At 62.2% G+C, this 19640-nt stretch carries 19 protein-coding genes and 1 tRNA gene; 13 read left to right on the plus strand and 7 right to left on the minus strand.

From position 1 onward, the window contains the following. Positions 1 to 14 precede the first annotated feature (14 nt). Positions 15 to 416 (minus strand): DNA-directed RNA polymerase subunit omega, encoded by a 402-nt coding sequence (gene rpoZ / locus CIT31_RS17550; RefSeq protein WP_029354482.1) that lies wholly within the window; start codon positions 414 to 416, stop codon positions 15 to 17. Positions 417 to 745: 329 nt separating this feature from the next. Here rpoZ and CIT31_RS17555 point away from each other — a divergent pair, with 329 nt between their 5' ends. Together CIT31_RS17555 and CIT31_RS17560 are read left to right on the plus strand one after the other, a co-directional pair. Beyond that, positions 746 to 1327 (plus strand): LabA-like NYN domain-containing protein, encoded by a 582-nt coding sequence (locus CIT31_RS17555; RefSeq protein ID WP_095519648.1) that lies wholly within the window; start codon positions 746 to 748, stop codon positions 1325 to 1327. An 11-nt stretch (positions 1328 to 1338) separates the two neighbouring features. Further along, on the plus strand, positions 1339 to 2001 hold the full coding sequence (locus CIT31_RS17560) for a uracil-DNA glycosylase (RefSeq protein WP_165778486.1): 663 nt from the start codon (positions 1339 to 1341) through the stop codon (positions 1999 to 2001). On the opposite strand, the gene CIT31_RS17565 is transcribed toward CIT31_RS17560, so the two are convergent. Genes CIT31_RS17565 through dapA form a run of 3 tightly spaced genes read right to left on the minus strand, consistent with a single transcriptional unit; the run spans position 1991 to position 4128 of the window. Then, entirely contained in the window at positions 1991 to 2713 is a 723-nt protein-coding gene (locus CIT31_RS17565; RefSeq protein WP_095519650.1) for a glycoside hydrolase family 25 protein, read from the minus strand. The two genes, CIT31_RS17560 and CIT31_RS17565, sit on opposite strands and share 11 nt — an antisense overlap. A gap of 28 nt (positions 2714 to 2741) precedes the next feature. Next, positions 2742 to 3221 carry an SsrA-binding protein SmpB gene (gene smpB, locus CIT31_RS17570; RefSeq protein ID WP_006202221.1) on the minus strand — a complete coding sequence of 160 codons (480 nt, stop codon included), beginning with the start codon at positions 3219 to 3221 and terminating at the stop codon, positions 2742 to 2744. 25 nt (positions 3222 to 3246) lie between these two features. Beyond that, on the minus strand, positions 3247 to 4128 hold the full coding sequence (dapA, locus tag CIT31_RS17575) for a 4-hydroxy-tetrahydrodipicolinate synthase (protein ID WP_095519918.1): 882 nt from the start codon (positions 4126 to 4128) through the stop codon (positions 3247 to 3249). A gap of 332 nt (positions 4129 to 4460) precedes the next feature. On the opposite strand from dapA, the gene CIT31_RS17580 reads away from it, so the two are divergent. Continuing rightward, positions 4461 to 6500, plus strand: coding sequence for a lytic transglycosylase domain-containing protein (locus CIT31_RS17580; RefSeq protein ID WP_095519919.1), 2040 nt, complete (start codon positions 4461 to 4463; stop codon positions 6498 to 6500). A gap of 165 nt (positions 6501 to 6665) precedes the next feature. After that, entirely contained in the window at positions 6666 to 7565 is a 900-nt protein-coding gene (locus tag CIT31_RS17585; RefSeq protein WP_095519651.1) for an alpha/beta fold hydrolase, read from the plus strand. A 94-nt stretch (positions 7566 to 7659) separates the two neighbouring features. Here CIT31_RS17585 and CIT31_RS17590 read toward each other — a convergent pair. Beyond that, positions 7660 to 7750, minus strand: a tRNA-Ser gene (locus CIT31_RS17590). Beyond that, positions 7712 to 7948, minus strand: coding sequence for a hypothetical protein (locus tag CIT31_RS17595; protein WP_133116179.1), 237 nt, complete (start codon positions 7946 to 7948; stop codon positions 7712 to 7714). The genes CIT31_RS17590 and CIT31_RS17595 overlap by 39 nt, the downstream gene beginning before the upstream one ends. A 265-nt stretch (positions 7949 to 8213) precedes the next feature. On the opposite strand from CIT31_RS17595, the gene CIT31_RS17600 reads away from it, so the two are divergent. Both CIT31_RS17600 and CIT31_RS33870 read left to right on the plus strand, forming a co-directional pair. Continuing rightward, on the plus strand, positions 8214 to 9347 hold the full coding sequence (locus CIT31_RS17600) for a porin (protein ID WP_095519653.1): 1134 nt from the start codon (positions 8214 to 8216) through the stop codon (positions 9345 to 9347). A 10-nt stretch (positions 9348 to 9357) separates the two neighbouring features. Further along, positions 9358 to 9618 (plus strand): hypothetical protein, encoded by a 261-nt coding sequence (locus tag CIT31_RS33870; protein WP_133116180.1) that lies wholly within the window; start codon positions 9358 to 9360, stop codon positions 9616 to 9618. Positions 9619 to 9795: 177 nt separating this feature from the next. On the opposite strand, the gene CIT31_RS17605 is transcribed toward CIT31_RS33870, so the two are convergent. Then, positions 9796 to 11475, minus strand: coding sequence for a tetratricopeptide repeat-containing sulfotransferase family protein (locus CIT31_RS17605; protein ID WP_095519654.1), 1680 nt, complete (start codon positions 11473 to 11475; stop codon positions 9796 to 9798). A gap of 121 nt (positions 11476 to 11596) precedes the next feature. Between CIT31_RS17605 and CIT31_RS17610 the strand changes: the two genes are divergently transcribed. The 7 genes from CIT31_RS17610 to CIT31_RS17640 all read left to right on the plus strand — a co-directional run bounded on the left by CIT31_RS17610 (position 11597) and on the right by CIT31_RS17640 (position 19557). Next, complete coding sequence (locus CIT31_RS17610) at positions 11597 to 12709, plus strand: pyridoxal phosphate-dependent aminotransferase (RefSeq protein WP_095519655.1); 1113 nt, start codon at positions 11597 to 11599, stop codon at positions 12707 to 12709. Between the two features lie 260 nt (positions 12710 to 12969). After that, complete coding sequence (locus CIT31_RS17615; protein WP_095519920.1) at positions 12970 to 13623, plus strand: TetR/AcrR family transcriptional regulator; 654 nt, start codon at positions 12970 to 12972, stop codon at positions 13621 to 13623. Between the two features lie 72 nt (positions 13624 to 13695). Further along, positions 13696 to 14859 carry an isovaleryl-CoA dehydrogenase gene (locus CIT31_RS17620; RefSeq protein WP_095519656.1) on the plus strand — a complete coding sequence of 388 codons (1164 nt, stop codon included), beginning with the start codon at positions 13696 to 13698 and terminating at the stop codon, positions 14857 to 14859. A gap of 1 nt (position 14860) precedes the next feature. Next, complete coding sequence (locus CIT31_RS17625) at positions 14861 to 16468, plus strand: carboxyl transferase domain-containing protein (protein ID WP_095519657.1); 1608 nt, start codon at positions 14861 to 14863, stop codon at positions 16466 to 16468. Position 16469: 1 nt separating this feature from the next. Then, positions 16470 to 17012, plus strand: coding sequence for an O-acetyl-ADP-ribose deacetylase (locus CIT31_RS17630; RefSeq protein WP_095519658.1), 543 nt, complete (start codon positions 16470 to 16472; stop codon positions 17010 to 17012). Positions 17013 to 17117: 105 nt separating this feature from the next. Beyond that, a complete protein-coding gene (locus tag CIT31_RS17635; RefSeq protein WP_095519659.1) occupies positions 17118 to 17495 on the plus strand; it encodes a hypothetical protein in 378 nt (125 codons plus the stop codon). A gap of 97 nt (positions 17496 to 17592) precedes the next feature. Next, positions 17593 to 19557, plus strand: coding sequence for an acetyl/propionyl/methylcrotonyl-CoA carboxylase subunit alpha (locus CIT31_RS17640; RefSeq protein WP_095519660.1), 1965 nt, complete (start codon positions 17593 to 17595; stop codon positions 19555 to 19557). The last annotated feature ends 83 nt before the right edge of the window (positions 19558 to 19640 follow it).

Here is a 19640-nt window from a genome sequence, read left to right on the forward strand (position 1 = left end):
AGCCGTTGCGAAGATCAATAGTCGTCGCTTTTTTCCGGCGGCACCAGACCTTCGATGCCGGCCAGGAGATCTTCCTCGGTCATGCGGTCGAAGGTGATGTTGTCCTCGGTGTCGTCGGCATCGGTTGCCGCAGCGGCGGTACCGGTCTGGTCGGCGATCGCCTCGCCATCGGCTTCCGGCTCGTCGACCTCGACATGCTTCTGCAGCGAGTGGATCAGATCTTCCTTGAGGTCGTCGGGCGACAATGTCTCCTCGGCGATCTCGCGCAGCGCGATGACCGGATTCTTGTCGTTGTCACGAGGGACGGTAATCTGCGCGCCCTGGCTGATCTGACGGGCGCGATGGCCGGCCAGAAGCACGAGCTCGAAGCGGTTGTCGACCTTGTCGATGCAATCTTCAACGGTTACGCGGGCCATGAGCTGCCCCTTTCATGCCTGGATTTGATGGAAAACAGGCGCGGTCCATAACCCGGACGTCGCCAAAATACAAGCTTTTTGGCAATCTCAGGTCTGGGGCCAAGTCCGGGGCCAGGTCAGGGGCGGACTAAGGCCGGGCCAAGGCGAGTCTGGGGGCGCCGCCTGCGACGATACGGCACCGATCACAATTGCTTGCTATACAGCATCATACCCTTGGATTGCCGTAAAACCGGCGTTATCTCGAATGACGAAGGTCAGCCGGTTATTTCAAGCCGACCGATAGGCACGCGCATTTAGACGACCGCTTATTTTCGAAAAGGAATATTTCCATGTTCGACCCTCGTGAGAAAATCGCTCTTTTCATCGACGGTGCCAATCTTTACGCCACGTCGCGCGCGCTCGGCTTCGATATCGACTACCGCAGGCTTTTGTCGAGCTTCCAGAAGCGCGGCTACCTGCTGCGTGCATACTACTACACCGCGCTGGTCGAGGATCAGGAATACTCCTCGATCCGGCCGCTGATCGACTGGCTCGATTACAACGGTTTCAAGGTAGTAACAAAGCCGGCCAAGGAATTCACCGACTCGACCGGCCGCCGCAAGATTAAGGGCAATATGGACATCGAGTTGACCGTCGATGCGTTGGAACTTGCCGATGTCGTCGACCACTATGTCATCTTTTCCGGCGACGGCGATTTCCGCACACTGGTCGAGGCGCTGCAGCGGCGCGGGCGCAAGGTGTCGATCGTCTCGACCATGGCGTCGCAGCCGCCGATGATCTCCGACGACCTGCGCCGCCAGGCCGACCATTTCATCGATCTGACGACGCTGAAGAACGAAGTCGGCCGTGATCCCTCCGAGCGGCCGGTGCGCCGGCCCGAGCCGGCTGAAGTCGACGAGGACGATTTTTGACGGCGGGGGTCTTGACCGCCCCCTTGGTCGCCTCCCCCGAGCCCGATCGCGACTGCCCGCTCTGCCCGCGGCTGCACGATTTTATCGCGCAATGGCGGCAGCGCGAGCCGTCCTGGTTCAATGCGCCGGTGCCGACCTTCCTTCCGCCCGAGGGCGAGGATGCGGTGCGGCTGCTGATCGTCGGACTGGCGCCGGGCCTGCGCGGTGCAAACCGCACCGGACGTCCCTTTACCGGCGACTATGCCGGCGACCTCCTCTACAACACGCTGATCGCGCACGGCTTTGCGCGCGGCCAATTCAAGGCGCGGCCCGATGACGGGCTGGAGCTTGTCGGCACGGCGATCACCAATGCGGTGCGCTGCGTGCCGCCGGACAACAAGCCGGTCGGCGCCGAGATTGCCACCTGCCGGACGTTCCTGGTGCCGACGATCGCGCGGTTCAAGAACCTGCGCGCCGTGCTGGCGCTGGGCTCGATCGCGCACCAGTCGACGGTGCGGGCGCTCGGCCAACGTGTTGCTGCTTATCCGTTCAAGCATGGCGAGCAGCAGCAAACCAATGGCGTGACGCTATTTTCCAGCTATCACTGCTCGCGCTACAACACCAACACCGGCGTGCTCACGGAAGCGATGTTTGTCAACGTCTTCAGGGATATAGCGGCGTTTCTCAAGAGCTAGATTCGGGCGGAGGCGCAAACAGCTCGGCCAATTTCTCCTGCCCGCCCTGAAGGACATTCAGATCGACATCGCCGCTGACGCCGTCGACGCGACCGCTGTCGTGGTACTGCCAATAGATCCAGTCGTCATGACCTGGCCACAGCGCCAGTGAACGAACCCAGAGCGGGCGACCGACGATCTGGCCGGCGTAGGCCCGTGCGGCCTCGTCGGTCACATAGAGGATCGCCGTTTTGCCGAAAGCTGCCTCGACAGGGCCGAGGAAAGCCGAGAGTTCGACATTCAATTCTTCGGGCGATGGCCGCCGCGGACAATTGCCGACGAATTCGATATCCACCACCGGCGGCAGCAGCGGTTGATCGCGCGGCACGACGGAGATGAAATTCTTCGCCTGATCGGCGCCAGGCCTGCAGAAGGTGAAGAAATGATAGGCACCGACTGCCAAACCAGCAGCGCGGGCCTCGCGCAGATTGGCGTCGAAGGCATTATCGACGTGGTCGCCGCCCTCAGTTGCCTTGATGACGGCGAAGGCAACATCGTCGGCGGCAACACGCTGCCAGTCGATCTGCCGCTGGTGATGGGAAACGTCGATGCCCCTGACCGGATACTTGCCGCGATCCGGAGAAAACGGACGGAGGTAGAAATAGCCGCCGGCCGCGACGAGGCACGCCAGGATCAGGCTGGCCGCACCCCAAAGGACGATCCGGTTCTTCATCCGGTCCTTCAAAAGAGTGGCTCCCAGCCTACCCACGCTCCTTCAGCAGCCGGCCCTTCTCGCGCGACCAGTCGCGCTGCTTTTCGGTTTCGCGCTTGTCGTGCAGTTTCTTGCCGCGGCCAACGGCAAGCAGCAGCTTGGCCCGGCCCTGGTCGTTGAAATAGATTTTTAGCGGCACCAGCGTCATGCCTTCGCGATCGACACTCTGCGACAGCTTGGCCATCTCGCGCTTGTTGAGCAGGAGTTTGCGGCGCCGGCGCGGCTCGTGGTTGAAGCGGTTGGCTTGCAGATATTCCGGCAGATAGGAGTTGATCAGCCAGATCTCACCGCCCTCGACCGAGGCGTAAGAGTCCTGGATGTTGGCCTGGCCCTGGCGCAGCGATTTCACCTCGGTGCCGGTCAGCACCAGGCCGGCCTCGATCGTGTCGAGCACCTCATAGGAAAACCGCGCCTTGCGGTTTTCCGCAACGGTCTTGTTGTTGGGATCGGCTTTTCTGACTTGATTCATGATGCGGAGAGGTGGCGCCTCATCCCTAATTAATCAAGCCGGCGTGCTTCATGGCCGCATCGATGTTCTCGGCGGTCGACTGCTCGACGGTGACCAGCGGTGAACGCAGCACGTTCTCGACCTTGCCGAGCTTTGACAGCGCATATTTCGCGCCGGACACGCCGGGCTCCAGGAAAATCGCCTTGTGCAGCGGCAGCAACCGGTCCTGCAAGTCCAGCGCCTTGGCGTTCTCACCGGAAAGCGTCGCCTCCTGGAATTCGGCGCACAGCCGCGGCGCGACATTCGCCGTCACCGAGATGCAGCCGACGCCGCCATGGGCGTTGAAGCCGAGCGCCGAGGCATCCTCGCCGGAAAGCTGGATGAAATCCTTGCCGCAGGTCGCGCGCTGCTCGGAAACCCGCTCGACCTTGCCGGTGGCATCCTTGACGCCGATGATGTTCCTGAAGTCACGCACCAGCTCGCCCATCGTTTCGGGCGTCATGTCGATCACCGAGCGCGGCGGAATGTTGTAGATGATGATCGGCAGGCTGGTCGCTTTGGCGACGGCGGCGAAATGCGCGTAGAGACCGCGCTGCGTCGGCTTGTTGTAGTAAGGCGTGACGACGAGTGCAGCGTCGGCGCCCGCCTTCTCGGCATATTGCACCAGGCCAACCGCCTCCTCGGTGTTGTTGGAGCCGGCACCGGCGACGACCGGAGCGCGGCCCTTGGCGACCTCGATGCACACTTTGACTACGTGGCGGTGCTCGTCATGCGACAGCGTCGGCGACTCGCCGGTGGTGCCGACCGGAACCAGACCGCTCGTGCCTTCGGCGATCTGCCAGGCAACGAGAGCGCGAAAGGCTTTCTCATCGAAACGGCCGCTCTTTTCGAACGGTGTCACGAGCGCGGTAAGCGAGCCTCTCAGCATGTCGTCCAACTCCCTGGGACTAGCGCATGACCCCGAAAATCGGAGTCGATTTTCGCGGGGGATCATGCGCCAAATTTAAAGTGCTACAGCGTCCTTTGCGCGTCTGAGACGACGCACGGCGCTGTAGGTGTTTTGTCGTGCGCGCCTTCTAGCCGAAAGCGAAGCGGCGCACCATAGTCTCGACACTGTTGCGCGGCAAGCATGGTGGTAATGCCAGCAAGCGCAATTTGAAAGGCCTCGATAGCGTTGTTTACGGGCTCTTCATCACAGCCAACTAGGCTTCGGTTGATCTGTGCCTGTTGGTAATGTGTAGACAGGAAATGATGAAGACCATGCCGACCAGGCAGCCTCATTTTTTTGCGCTGCTTGGCGCAATTCTCCTGCTGACGCCGAGCCTTGTGGCCGCGGGCAAGATCGATGTGCAGGTCACGTCGGCCATACCGATACCAAACCTGCAGGATACGGGCCTGCACGATACGGGATCTCCATCCGTCAGTGTCGCCAGGCTGAAAAGCGGCCTCGATGCGCTGGCGGCAAACGACATTGCCGGTGCGCTTCAAGCGCGCGAAACCCTGCCGGTCAATTCGCTCGACCGGCACATCCTTGCCTGGGCGATCGCACTCTACGGCGGCGACAAGGTGCCAAGCGGCGACATCGCCGATGCTGCGAAAATGCTGCCGAACTGGCCGGGCTTGATCGCCTTGCGCAAAAACAGCGAGCGTGCGCTCTATCGCGAAAATCCCGCGCCTGAGACCGTGGTGAAGGCTTTCGGCGGCAGCCAGCCACAAACAGTCGAGGGCGTGGTGATCCTCGCCCGCTCCTATGTGTCGCAGGGCAACGTCGAGGCAGCGCGCTCGGTGCTGTCGCCTTTCTGGCGCACTGAGAAACTGGAAGCCAAGGACGAAGCGGCGATCATCTGGGAATTCGGCAAGCTCATCGCCGCTGCCGACCACAGCTTTCGCATGGAGCGCATGTTCTATGCCGACCGGGTCAATTCCGCGCTGCGCGTCGCCGGCCTTGCCGGCGCCCAACAGCTGGCCGATGCCTGGGCAGCGGCGGACAGGGGCGACAAGAAAGCGGCCAAACTGCTGAAGGCGGTGCCCGCTGCGCAGCGTTCGGCCGGCTATTTCTTCGCGCAAGCCCAATATCTACGCAAGCAGCAGAAGTTTTCCGACGCCGCCGCAGTGATGATGAAGGCGCCGAGCGACCGCAGCGCACTGATCGATCCGGATGCCTGGTGGGCCGAGCGCCGGGTGCTGTCGCGCGAACTGGTCGACCAGGGCGACATGAAGACCGCCTACAAAATAGTCGCAGCACACGCCACCGAAAGTGCTGCCAACGCGGCGGATGCGGAGTTTCATGCCGGCTGGTACGCGCTGCGCGGCCTCAATGAGCCCAACACCGCTGCCAGGCATTTCGCGCGGATCGCCGATCTCGCCCAGGGGCCGATCTCGCTGTCGCGCGCCTATTACTGGCTCGGCCGTGCGGCCGAAGCCGGCGGTCCCGGCAGTGCGAAGGATAATTTCACCCGTGCCGCTGGTTACGGCACGACCTTCTACGGCCAGCTCGCCGGCGAGCGCGTCGGCCGGCAGGTCCTCAACATCGCCCATCCGCAGCCGAGCGCCGCCGATCAGCGGAATTTCGCCAATCGCGAGGCGGTCAGCGCCATCAAGCGGCTGCAGGAGGCGGGCTATGAGCGCTACGCCGACACGCTTTACCGCGACCTCGCCGGGCAGTTGACCAGTCCCGGAGAGCTGGCGTTGCTCGCCGCTATGGCGGAAAAGCAGGGCAACCATTTTCTGGCGCTGAAAATCGGCAAGATCGCCGGCGCGCGCGGCATCGATGTCGGCGCGCTGTCGCATCCGCTCGGCGTCATTCCCGCCACCGCCAACATTTCCGGCTCCGGCAAGGCGCTGGCCTATGCGATCGCTCGCCAGGAAAGCGAATTCAATATCGGCGCCGTCTCCAGCGCCGGCGCGCGCGGGCTGCTGCAGCTGATGCCGGGGACCGCCAGGCAATTGGCGAAGAAGGCCGGGATGACGTTCTCGCAGGCGCGGCTGACCACCGACGCCGGCTACAATGCGACGCTGGGCGCCGCCTTCCTCGGCGAGCAGCTCGGCCGCTTCGACGGTTCCTATGTCCTGACCTTCGCCGGCTACAATGCCGGCCCCAACCGCGCCGCCCAGTGGGTGGCTAGATTTGGCGATCCGCGCGGCAAGGACATCGACTCAGTAGTCGACTGGATCGAGCGGATTCCTTATACGGAAACAAGAAGTTACGTCCAGCGCGTGATGGAGAATTACGAAGTCTATAAGATGCGCATTTCCGGCAAGTACGATATCGTTGGAGATTTGGTGAACGGGCGGAGTTGAGGAGCGTCGACGGCGTTCGAGATTGGCGAATGCGTCGATGACGGCCAATCTCCCTCACGAGGGGGAGATCGGCAGTTTCGCCGGTCCGCCTTCCCGATTTGACCGCACCTTCCCTCGCCTGTAGCAGTCGGAGACTATCCGGCAGCAGCGAGGAACCACGTCTAGATGCCCAGCGACCAGGGTTTTTCCGATTTCTTCTACGCCTCGCCGGACGGGCTGCAACTTCACGCCCGTGTCTACGGCGAAGCGAATTCCGAACACTGGCCGGTCGTCTGCCTGCCTGGCCTGACCCGCAATTGCCGCGATTTTCATGAGCTGGCGCTGCACCTGTCGCGACGGGCGGAAGGTTCGCGAAAAATTGTCGCTTTCGACTACCGCGGGCGCGGGCAATCCGCCTACGACCCCGATATCGGCCATTACAATATCGGCGTTGAAGCCGGTGATATCCTCGCCGGGTTGGCGGCGCTGAGCATCGAGGCGGCGGCGTTCATCGGAACGTCGCGTGGCGGGCTGATCATCCATGTGCTCGGCACGATGCGGCCGGCCGTCCTTAAAGCCGTCGTCCTCAACGACATCGGCCCAGTGGTCGAGGCTAGCGGTTTCGCCTATATCCGCTCCTATCTCGAGCAGACACCAAAGCCGAAAACCCATGCCGAGGCGATCGGCGCCCAGTGCGGCGCGCATAGCAGCGACTTTCCAGCTCTGACCGAGGCGGATTGGGAGCGGATGGTATCGGCCCTCTACCGAGAGACGGATGAGGGGTTGGTGCCGGATTTCGACCCGAAGCTGGTCGATACGCTGGCGGGTCTCGATCTTACTCAGCCACTGGCAGATCTGTGGCCGCAGTTCGAGGCGCTGGCGGCCATACCCTTGCTCGCCATCCGCGGCGCCAATTCGAAGCTGCTTTCCGCCGAGACGCTCGAACAGATGCGAAAGCGTCACCCTTGTGTCGAGACGATTACGGTCGAGGGCCAGGGCCATGCGCCATTCCTCGAGACCGTCGGCCTGCCCGGCGCCATCGCCAATTTTCTTGATAGGGCCGAGCAACGCATCGGCTCGAGCTAATGCTCGAGAACTGAGGAATTTATTTGAGGCAGTGCCGCAGCGCATCCTGCTTTCGCGGAAAGTTATCCTGCGAAGCGCCCAGCGCGAAGCAGGATGGCGGAGAGGATGGGATTCGAACCCACGAGAAGCTTTTGACCTCTACTCCCTTAGCAGGGGAGCGCCTTCGACCACTCGGCCACCTCTCCGTTGCGCCGGTGGATAAAGAAAAGCGCCGGCACAATCAACAAGCCGGCGCGATTATCATTGAAAAAACCGGCTTCCGCCAAATGGCGCTTTCGCCATGCGGCGATTCTGCGGCAATCCCTCGGCCGGCGACTCACGACATCGTCGCAATTCCGGCGGGCAATTGTCAGAATCGGCCGGATTGCAAAGGTCTCGCCCAAGGGTTTCCGATAGCTCAATGGTTAACGGGAGCTTTCCGAGTGAGGCCAAATCGTGTCATTTGTGCAACAAGGCAGGGGGATAGCGCCTGCACAGCCCTTTCGCCGATACGATGGTGGTTGAACGCCGCCGCCTCATGGGTAATGTCGAATTCGAAGGAGCGGCGCGGTGCGCATCTTTTTCGGTAGTGGGGATGGGGCAGGGAACGCTGTCCTTCAGCAAAGAATACCCAGACCCGTTTTTTAACTTTTGACTGGAGGTCAGAAAATGAACATCAAGAGCCTTCTTCTTGGCTCCGCTGCGGCACTGGTCGCAGTTTCCGGTGCGCGCGCCGCCGACGCCGTCGTCGTCGCCGAGCCGGAACCCGCTGAATACGTCCGCATCTGTGACGTCTACGGCGCTGGCTATTTCTACATCCCCGGCACCGAGACCTGCCTGCGCATCGGCGGCTATATCCGCTACGACATCGGCGTCGGCGACGTCGGCACATTCACCGGTGCGGGTACCGTCGACGTCGAGGACGGCGACGAGCAGGATACCTACTGGAAGCGTGCTCGCTTCGCGCTGAAGACCTGGACCGGCCAGGAAACCGAGCTCGGCACGTTGAAGACGTACACCGAGACCCGCTTCAACTTCCGCAACACCCAAGGCGATACATCTCCGTACCTCAACGAAGCTTACGACAGAGGCGTTTCGCTGAACTTCGCCTGGATCCAGCTCGGTGGGCTGCGCGTCGGTAAGGACGAATCGGCCTTCGATACGTTCATCGGCTACGCCGGCAATGTCATGAACGATACGCTGGTTCCCTACGGCGGCTTCGACACCAACGTCGTCCAGTACTACTTCGACGCCGGCAACGGCTTCTCCGCCGTCGTCTCGCTCGAACAAGGTTATGGCGACTTCACGATCGACAGCTACGTTCCGCATGTGGTCGGCGGCGTGAAGTGGACGCAGGGCTGGGGCGCGATCACCGGCGTCATCGCTTACGACAGCAACTATGAGGAAGTGGCCGGCAAGGTTCGCCTCGACGTCACCCCGATGGAGAACCTGTCGCTGTTCATCATGGCCGGCTACGGCACGGACGACAACTACACGGATGGCGGCTTCGCACTCCCCGCCGCCGGCCGCGGCATGTACAAGCTGTGGAGCGGCAATTGGGCACTCTGGGGCGGTGGTACCTACACCATCAACGAGAAGACCTCGTTCAACACCCAGATCTCGTATGACGAGGGCGAGAATCTCGGCGTCGTGGCCAACATCGCCTACGATATCGTCCCCGGCCTGACGATCACGGCCGAAGCCAGCTACTTCCATCTTGGTGATGAGAGCGTCAGCAACTGGACCGGTGCCGATGACGACGACAACTTCGGCGGCCAGCTCCGCTTCCAGCGCTCGTTCTAATCAGCAGCGTTTGACTGAAATCGAACCCGGCGGGCAACCGCCGGGTTTTTTCGTATCGGCGTGGCTGTCGCGTTGCGTGATGCACGACGCCGCCAATGCCGGCCATGGTCGTTCTTTGCCGGATCGGCCTTCAATTTCTAAATCTCAACGCCGGCGAGTGGCATCAGCCACCATGCCTCAGCCAATGTCCAATGTGCGCGATTTGGCACTGACTTATCGACATTCGCTGCCGATCGGCCTGCAGCCGCCAATCTCCAACACTGGCGATTAGCCATCAGCCACCATGCCTTCGTCATCCCAGGGCGGAGCGAACGCGAAGCGCAGCGCAGACCCTGGGATGACGAAGAGAGGGATGCTGACCGGTGCCGGCCGCACGCTAAAAATCGGCCCGCGAATCTATGCGCTTGCGACCCCCGCGGTCCACGCAATGCGGACCGCGGACCTCAAGTCAAATCTCTGCAAGATCGCCCAGCGACTGTATCAGCGGCTGAATTTCGTTTTCATAATTCTTCCAGCGCTTGACGGACGATTTGTAAATCGGCTGACGAACCTGCCAGCGACTGGGCGTGTTGACCGAACCATCCCTATCGAAAAAGCGCAGGCAGGCGTCATCCCAAGGCAGCCCGAGATAATCTATGAGGCGGCGTGACTGCGCTTCCTGGTCCTCGACCAGCGTTTCGTAGCGATTTTCGAAGATAAGGCCTGGAAAAACCTTGTTCCAATGCTGCATCAGGCGGTCATACTCGCGATAGTACAGGCCTAGTGTTTTCAGGTCGGTGTTGTAGCTGTGCCCCTCGCTAAAATTGAGGACAAAGCAGGAGACGCAATTGTCGATGGCGTCACGACGGCAATGAATGATGCGTGCGTTGGGGAAGAGAAGCCCGATAAGGCCGATCAGTTCAAAATTGTGCGGCATCTTATCCACGACGCGAAGTGCGGCAGGCGCCCGCTCCCGCAAATAGGACAGATGCTCTTCGGCCAGCGTTCTGGACAGGTCTTCCGTGATCGACATGACTGGCTGGTGCAAATCTCCAGCCGATGATGTCTTCAGACCGATCGCATTCGCGACCCGCCTTAGTTTGCTAAGCTCCCCTGCACCATGGACATCGGGATGGCTGGCGCAGATCTGCTCCGTGAGCGTCGTTCCCGAGCGGGGCATGCCAACCACGAACACAGGCACTTCGGAAGGATTTCCATAGCCGGCCCGGGCGGCCAAAAAGTCCGGCGTGAAGGTTTCAATCATCGAATCGATCCACCGACGATACAAGTCGATGTCGAACTTGTAGCCGGAGGCCTGTTTCGCCCTGTTGAAATGATCGAATGCCTCATCATAGCGCTTGATGTCGTTTAGCACCTTGCCGGCGGCGAGATGGAGTTGCTGCGCGGCTTCCGAACCAAGTTTCGGATTACCGAGTTCGCGAAGGATGGATTGGAGCTCCTCTGGCTCCTCGGTGAACTTTCGTGTCTGTACAAGGTCGTTGTAGGCAGCCGGCACCCCAATACGGCGATCGATCGCTTCTTTCAGATAGTCGGCGGCTTCATCCATACGCCCTAAGCCGCTGAGCGCGCCGGCCAGCCCGGCTCGCACCTTGGGATGATCGCGGTTGATTTTCAGCGCCTTCTCGTAAAGGGGCAAAGCCATGTCGGGCTTGTCAAACGCCGTGTAGGTGCGGCCCAATGCGCAAAGTGCTTCGATAAGGCCGGGCTGCAGTTCCAAGGCGTACTGCATATGCCTGATTGCGTGCGAATACTCGCTGACCTTCACATAGGCCTCGCCCAGGCTGAGGTGGTAGTAGGGGTTTTTAGGTTCCTCGCCGACCGCCCGTGCGAAATATCGCAAGGCCCTCTCATCATCGTAACCCAAGTATACGGTCCCCAAGATGTACAAGGCGAGCGGATGGTTTGGCGTGCGCGCCAGAACCCGAAGGCATAGGTCCTGAGCCTCGTCGAGCCGCTTGGCCTGCTGAAAGGCATATGCCTGTTTCAGCAGCGCGTCGTCGGCCTGCGCACGCGACTGGGCGTTTCTTTTCTGCGGGCTCGCTAAAGGCTTCACTATCGGCACGTTCGCTTTCGGCGCGGGTCCGGGCTTGATGTGCTTTGACCAAGCAGGTGGGAGTCGATTGTTCATAATATCTCGCTAGCAAAAAGAGCGGGGGAAATCCAGCATGCTGGTTGCAGCCAAGGCGGGAGCTTGCGCGGCCAACTGTGCCGCGCTAGCAAGAAGGCCCCTTTTCGAACGAGCCTTTGCCATGCGCCAGCGCCCTCCCCTCATGTCGATCGTCAGTGCGCTTCCCTCGACGGTGCCGTTTGTCGGCCCGGAGGCACAGGAACGTGGTCGGGGTCGTGCGTTTCGCGCCCGCATCGGCGCCAATGAGAGCAGCTTTGGCCCTTCGCCGCGCGTCGTCGCCCGCATGGCCGGCCTCGCCCGCGACATGTGGATGTATTGCGACCCCGACAATCACGATTTGAAGGTAGCTGTCGCTGCGCATCTTGGCGTCAGTGCCGAAAACGTGGTGGTCGGCGAAGGCATAGACGGGTTGCTCAGCCTGGTGGCGCGCATGTATGTGGCGCCGGGCGACGCGGTGGTCACCTCGCTCGGCGCCTATCCGACCTTCATTTTCCATATTGCCGGCGTCGGCGGCCGGCTGGTCGCGGTTCCTTATGAGAACGATCGGGAAAGCCTCGACGGCCTATTGGCTGCGGTCGCCAGGGAAAATGCGGCGCTGGTCTACCTGTCCAACCCGGACAATCCGATGGGCAGTTGGTGGGAAGCGGCCGAACTCATCCGCTTTATCGAAGCCCTGCCGGAGACCACAATGCTGGTGCTCGACGAGGCCTATGGCGAGTTGGGCCCGGCCTCGGCGCTGCCGCCGATCGATGTCGCGCAGCCGAACGTCATCCGCATGCGCACCTTCTCGAAGGCCTACGGGCTGGCCGGCATACGCTGCGGCTATGCGGTGGCCGAGGCCCAGGTGATCCGCGATTTCGAGAAGATCCGCAACCATTACGGCGTCAGCCGCATGGCGCAGATCGCCGGCGTGGAGGCGCTTGCCGATCAGGACTATCTCCAAAACGTGGTGGCGCGGGTCGCTGCCGGCCGCCGGCGAATCGCCGAGATCGCCGAGGCCAACGGGCTGAAGCCGCTGCCCTCTGCGACCAATTTCGTCACCATAGACTGCGGCGGCGACGGCGCCTTCGCGCTGAACGTGCTGCAGGCGCTGCTGTCGCGCGACGTGTTCATCCGCAAGCCGATGGTGCCGGTGCTCGACCGCTGCATCCGGGTCAGCGTCGGCCTCGACCATGAGCTCGACATTTTTGCTGAGGAACTTCCGGGCGCGTTGGCGGTGGCACGGGGGAACTGAAAGGCACTCTTCCTTCTTCCCTTGTTTGTAGGAGAAGGTGGATCGGCGCGTAGCGCTGAGACCGGTGTTGGACGGAGTGCCGGCGGTGCCAAGCTGGAACACCCCTCATCCGACCTCGCTTCGCGAGGCCACCTTCCTCCCACAAGGGGAGAAGAAAGAGCCGCGCGGCTTGCGCCGTCTCGCCTGCCGGAATGTTCGATTCACACCCCTTGAATTAATTGAACGTTCATTTTATTATCACGCTTCTCGATCAGGTGACCATGGCGCGCACGACCGGTTCGGACGGGGAAAAGACCGAAGCTGCGGTCCGTGAGGCGGCGGTCAGCCTGGTCGCGCGTCTTGGCTACGAGGCGATGTCGATGCGCCAGCTGGCCGCCGAGGTCGGCGTGCAGGCGGGGGCGCTCTACCGCTATTTCCCGACCAAGGAAGACCTCTTGTTCACGCTGATGCGCGAGCACATGGTAGGGTTGATCGAGGCGTGGGAAGCGGCGCGCCCGGCCGCGGCCGATCCGGCGACGCGGCTCGCCGCCTATGTCAAAAACCACGTCGCCTTCCACATCGAACGCCGCCATTCCACCCATGTCTCGAACATGGAATTGCGCAGCCTTTCGCATGATCGCCTGACGCAGATCCTGCGCCTGCGCACGAACTATGAAAAGGAGCTGCGCGCCATTCTGCGCGACGGCGCAGAGGCCGGCGACTTCATCGTCGAAGACACAGGTCTGACTGCCATGGCGCTGATCCAGATGATGACCGGCGTCATCGTCTGGTTCCGGCCGGGCGAGCGGCTATCGATCTCGGAGGTAACCGCCACATATCTTTCAATGACGATGCGCCTGGTTGGAGCAAAGGCCCACGGCGCGACAAAGACCTACAGCGTCGCAGCCCCTTCCGGCGAGCAAAGGACGTTGTAGCATTTTGGTTTTGCGCATGATCTACCGCGAAAATCGAATTCGATTTCGGGGTCATGCGCCGGGAGGAACGGCATGTACACGCACACACTTAACTTCGGGCTTGACGAAGACATCGAGGCGTTGCGCGACCTGGTGCGGCGCTTCGCCCGGGACAAGATCGCGCCGATCGCCGCCGAGATCGACCGTTCGAACGAATTTCCGGCGCATCTGTGGGCCGAGCTCGGCGGGCTCGGGCTGCTCGGCATCACCGCCGATCCGGATTTCGGCGGCACCGGCATGGGCTATCTCGCTCATGTTGTCGCTATGGAAGAGATTTCCCGCGCCTCGGCCTCGGTCGGCCTCTCCTACGGCGCCCATTCCAACCTCTGCGTCAACCAGATCAATCGCTGGGCGACGCCGGCGCAGAAGGAGAAACATCTGCCCGCTCTATGCACCGGCGAAAAGGTCGGCGCGCTGGCAATGTCGGAATCCGGCGCCGGCTCCGACGTCGTATCGCTCAAACTGCGCGCCGAAAAGCGCAACGACCGCTACGTTCTCAACGGCACCAAGATGTGGATCACCAACGGCCCGGATGCCGAAACACTGGTCGTCTACGCCAAGACCGATCCGGAGCTCCATTCGCGCGGCATCACCGCGTTTATCGTCGAAAAATCGATGGCCGGGTTTTCCGTCGCGCAAAAGCTCGACAAGCTCGGCATGCGCGGCTCGAACACCGGCGAACTTGTGTTTGAGAATGTCGAAGTGCCGTTCGGCAACGTGCTTCACGAGGAAGGGCGCGGTGTCGAGGTGCTGATGTCGGGCCTCGATTACGAGCGCACGGTGCTCGCCGGCGGCCCGCTCGGGTTGATGACGGCGTGTCTCGATGTGGCGATCCCCTATGTGCACGAGCGCAAGCAGTTCGGTCAGCCGATCGGCGAGTTCCAGCTGGTGCAGGGCAAACTCGCCGACATGTATACGGCGATGAATGCCGCGCGCGCCTATGTCTATGCCGTCGCCGCCGCTTGCGACCGCGGCCAGACGAGCCGCAAGGACGCCGCCGCTTGCGTGCTGTTCGCTGCCGAGAAGGCGACGCAGATGGCGCTCGACGCCATTCAGTTGCTGGGCGGCAACGGCTACATCAATGACTATCCGACCGGCCGGCTTCTGCGCGACGCCAAGCTTTATGAGATCGGCGCCGGCACCAGCGAAATCCGCCGCTGGCTGATCGGGCGCGAAATCATGGCGGAGGGGGTATAAGATGGCTACGCTCCAGTCCCAGATCTCGCCAGCATCCGACACGTTCCGCGCCAATGCCGAGCGCATGCGGGCGTTGGTCGCCGACATTGCGGAAAAGGCGGCAACCGTCGAGCGTGGCGGCTCGGAGGAAGCGCGTGAACGGCACCAGAGCCGCGGCAAGCTTTTGCCGCGCGAACGCCTGGCCCAACTGCTCGACACCGGCTCGCCCTTCCTCGAAATCGGCCAGTTCGCGGCGTGGTCGATGTATGGCGAAGACATCTCATCGGCCGGCATCATCGCCGGCATCGGCCGCGTCGAACGCACCGAAGTCATGGTCGTCGTGAACGACGCCACGGTGAAGGGCGGCACCTATTATCCGCTGACCGTAAAGAAGCATTTGCGCGCACAGGAAATCGCGCTGCAGAACAAATTGCCTTGCGTCTATCTGGTCGACAGCGGCGGCGCCAATCTGCCAAACCAGGACGAGGTGTTTCCCGACCGCGACCATTTCGGCCGCATCTTCTACAACCAGGCCAACATGTCGGCTTCAGGCATACCGCAGATCGCCTGCGTCATGGGCTCGTGCACGGCGGGCGGCGCCTATGTGCCAGCGATGTCGGACGAGACAATCATGGTGCGCAACCAGGCGACCATCTTCCTCGGCGGTCCGCCGCTGGTGAAGGCCGCTACCGGCGAGGATGTCAGCGCGGAGGAACTGGGCGGCGCCGATGTGCACACGCGGCTTTCCGGCGTTGCCGACCATTATGCGCTGGACGACGAGCACGCGCTGGCGATCGCCCGCCGCATCGTCAAGAACCTGAATCGAAAGAAGGAGATCGGGCTGGCACTTCGCGATCCGATTCCGCCGCTTCATGCAGCCGATGAGCTCTACGGCATTGTGCCGACCGATCTGCGCCAGCCCTATGATGTGCGTGAAGTGATCGCGCGCCTCGTCGACGGCTCCGAGTTCGACGAGTTCAAGCAGAATTACGGCACCACGCTGGTCACCGGCTTTGCCCATCTCAACGGCATGCCGGTCGGCATCATCGCCAACAACGGCGTGCTGTTCTCCGAAAGCGCCCTCAAGGGCGCGCATTTCATCGAGCTGTGCTGCCAGCGCAAGATCCCGCTGATCTTCCTGCAAAACATCACCGGTTTCATGGTGGGGCGAAAGTACGAGGCCGGCGGCATCGCCAAGGACGGCGCCAAGCTGGTGATGGCCGTCGCCACGGCGCGCGTGCCGAAGGTGACCATCATCATCGGCGGCTCGTTCGGCGCCGGCAATTACGGCATGTGCGGACGCGCCTATTCGCCCCGCTTCCTGTGGATGTGGCCGAATGCCCGCATTTCGGTAATGGGCGGCGAGCAGGCGGCCACCGTGCTGGCCGTCGTCAAGCGCGAGGGGATCGAGCGCAAAGGCGGAGAATGGAGCGCAGAGGAAGAGGCAAAATTCAAGAAGCCGATCCTGATGAAATACGAGCACGAAGGCCACCCGCTCTACTCCTCCGCCCGGCTCTGGGACGACGGCATCATCGACCCGGCCAAGACGCGCGAGGTGCTGGCGCTCAGCCTATCGGCGGCGCTGAACGCCGGGATCGAGGAGACAAAGTTCGGCGTGTTCAGGATGTGAGATGAGCGAAATCGACCACAGAATTCGCGTTCATACCGGCGACATCACCAAGCTGGCTGTCGATGCCATCGTCAATGCCGCCAACACCTCGCTCTTAGGCGGCGGAGGCGTCGACGGCGCCATTCACCGGACGGCCGGGCCTGAACTTCTGACTGAATGCCGGATGCTAAATGGCTGCAAGGTCGGCGACGCAAAACTCACCAAGGGCTACAGGCTGCCGGCACGCTACATCATCCACACGGTCGGCCCGGTCTGGCAAGGCGGCGACAAGGGCGAAGCCGAGCTGCTCGCCTCCTGCTACCGCCGGTCGCTCGAAATCGCCGCCGCCAAGGATTGCCGGACGGTGGCATTTCCGGCGATCTCGACCGGTGTATACCGATATCCAAAGGACCAGGCGACGCAGATCGCCGTTGGCACGGTGAGCGTCTTCATCGGCCACAACGCGCTTCCGGAAACCGTCACCTTCTGCTGCTTCGACCAGCAGACGGCAGAACTGTACCGGCAAACCGTTGCTGCCCTGGCGAAGGGTGATCTGCACCGATGAAAAGTACGATCCACATTATTCAGACTCATTTTCAACCAGGGTACTGGTCACGCGGAAAGATTGCGGCTATTGCTCTTTGCAAATACCAATGGGGATTGGGCGAAGATGAGACTGCAACTTTTTCAGAAAACAACTGTATCTATACTTGCGGGGTTGCTTATATTAGCGGCGCCAGGCGTTGGCACAGCGGAATCGCTGGCGGGAAGCAAAGGCGACCGCCGTTTCGCAGTCCATTTTCCGCCAGGTTCGACGGGAGACTGCCCGAAGGCCTACAAAGCCTATGTTGCAGCCAGCGGGCATTCCGCTTATGCCACGAGCTTTTATTCGCGCGTGGTCGACCTCTATATCATCTGTGGCTCAAGACTCAATGCGCCGTCCCAGAAGGCTGCGGAAGAGATGGCGCTGCGCAACTGCCAGTCCGGCTTGACGAGGTGGAAGGTCAAGACCGCCAGCGGCGGCTGCGCGATCGCGGCGTCGAAGTAGGCGCTGCTTCCGCAAGGACAGGCTGGCGGGCAGGACAGAGGGGGGTGTTCAAGCGCCCTGCCCCCCGCGGGGTTGGAACCTTACTCGCGGAGGTCCCATGTTCGCCAGGATCCTGATTGCCAATCGCGGCGAGATCGCCTGCCGGGTTATTCGCGCGGCGCGCAAGATGGGCGTGCGCACGGTCGCGGTCTATTCGGATGCCGATGCCAGGGCTTTGCATGTCGAGATGGCCGACGAAGCTGTGCATATCGGCGCCTCGCCTGTCGGCGAAAGCTATCTGCGCGGCGACAAGATCGTCGCGGCGGCTTTGGCCGCCGGCGCGGAAGCCATCCATCCCGGCTACGGTTTTCTGTCGGAAAACCCTGATTTCGTCGACCAGGTGACGGCGGCGGGGCTCGTCTTCATCGGCCCGTCAGCGGCCTCGATCCGCGCCATGGGGCTGAAGGACGCGGCCAAGCGGCTGATGGAGAAGGCCGGCGTGCCTGTTGTGCCGGGCTATCACGGCGAGGCGCAGGAGATTGTGCTGCTCGCCTCCAAGGCACGCGAGATCGGCTATCCCGTGCTGATCAAGGCGCGCGCCGGTGGCGGTGGCAAGGGCATGCGGCGCGTCGAACATCCCGACGACTTTTCCGAGGCGCTGTCGGGTGCGCGGCGGGAGGCCAAGGCCGCTTTCGGCGACGACCGCGTGCTGGTCGAGAAATATATCGACAAGCCGCGCCACATCGAGGTTCAGGTATTCGGCGATAGCTTCGGCAATGTCGTGTATCTCTACGAGCGCGACTGCTCGGCGCAGCGCCGCCACCAGAAGGTGATCGAGGAAGCCCCTGCCCCCGGCATGACGCCGGCATTGCGCAAGGCGATGACGGAGGCAGCGGTGAAGGCCGCCAAGGCGATCAACTATTCCGGCGCCGGCACGATTGAGTTTATCGTCGATGCCTCGCAAGGGCTGAAGGCCGACCGCTTCTGGTTCATGGAAATGAACACCCGCCTGCAGGTCGAGCACCCCGTCACCGAAATGGTCACAGGCATCGACCTGGTCGAATGGCAGTTGCGGGTAGCGTCCGGCGAGAAGCTGCCGAAGACGCAGAGCGAGATCACGTTCTCCGGCCATGCCTTCGAAGCGCGCATCTATGCCGAGGACGCGGCAAAGGGTTTTTTGCCGGCGACGGGCACGCTGCATCACCTGAAATTTCCGGATTCCGCGCCCGAGGGCGCCAGCATGCGGATCGAGACCGGCGTGCGGGCCGGCGATGCCATCTCGCCCTTCTACGATCCAATGATCGCCAAGCTGATCGTGCACGGCAAGAGCAGGCAGGCGGCACTCGAAGCGCTGGGCATAGCCCTTTCGCAGACCGAGATCGCCGGCTCGACTGTCAACACCGCCTTTCTCGCTGCTCTTGCCGCTGATGCGGACTTTTCGGCAGGCGATGTCGATACCGGCCTGATCGGCAGGCATCAGCAAGCGCTGACCGCAGTCCCGCCGCCGAGCAGCGAGATCGTCGCCGCAGCCGCATTTGCGGCGTCCGGCGCCGGGACTCAGGCGCCGTCCAACGATCCGTGGTCGTCGCTTGCCGGTTATTCGCATTTCCACACTGTTCCGCGGCGCACGCGGCTACGATACGGCAATGATGAGATCGTCGCGCTCGTGTCGGTGCGGCCGGACAAGCGCTTCCAAGTGGCACTGGACGCACCTTATGACAGCGCCAGTCCGCTCGATCTTCGCGCCGCCCCTCGCCTCGCCCGCTGGCCAGGCCATGTCACTGTCTTTTCGGGCGCCATCGGCTACAGCTTCGCGGTGCCGGACCCGCTGGCGAGGGCCGACGAAATCGCCGCCGGCTCTGAGAGCCTGCGCGCGCCGATGCCGGGCCTGGTCAAGCTGGTGCGCGTGGCAAGAGGCGAGGCCGTCATCAAGGGTCAGCCGCTGTTGATCCTGGAAGCGATGAAGATGGAGCACACGATTTCCGCCACTCATGACGGGACCATCGCCGAGATCGCAGCGGAAGGCGCACAAGTCACCGACGGGACCGTGCTGGTGCGTTTTGCCGAGGAAGCCCACGTCTGACCGCTGTTCCTTCATCCACGAGGCGACGTCGAAGACACGCGCCACAAACGCGTGCCCAAAATGAAAATGGCCGGGTCTGCCCC

The organism is Mesorhizobium wenxiniae (assembly GCF_002284535.1).
Taxonomy (GTDB): domain Bacteria; phylum Pseudomonadota; class Alphaproteobacteria; order Rhizobiales; family Rhizobiaceae; genus Mesorhizobium; species Mesorhizobium wenxiniae.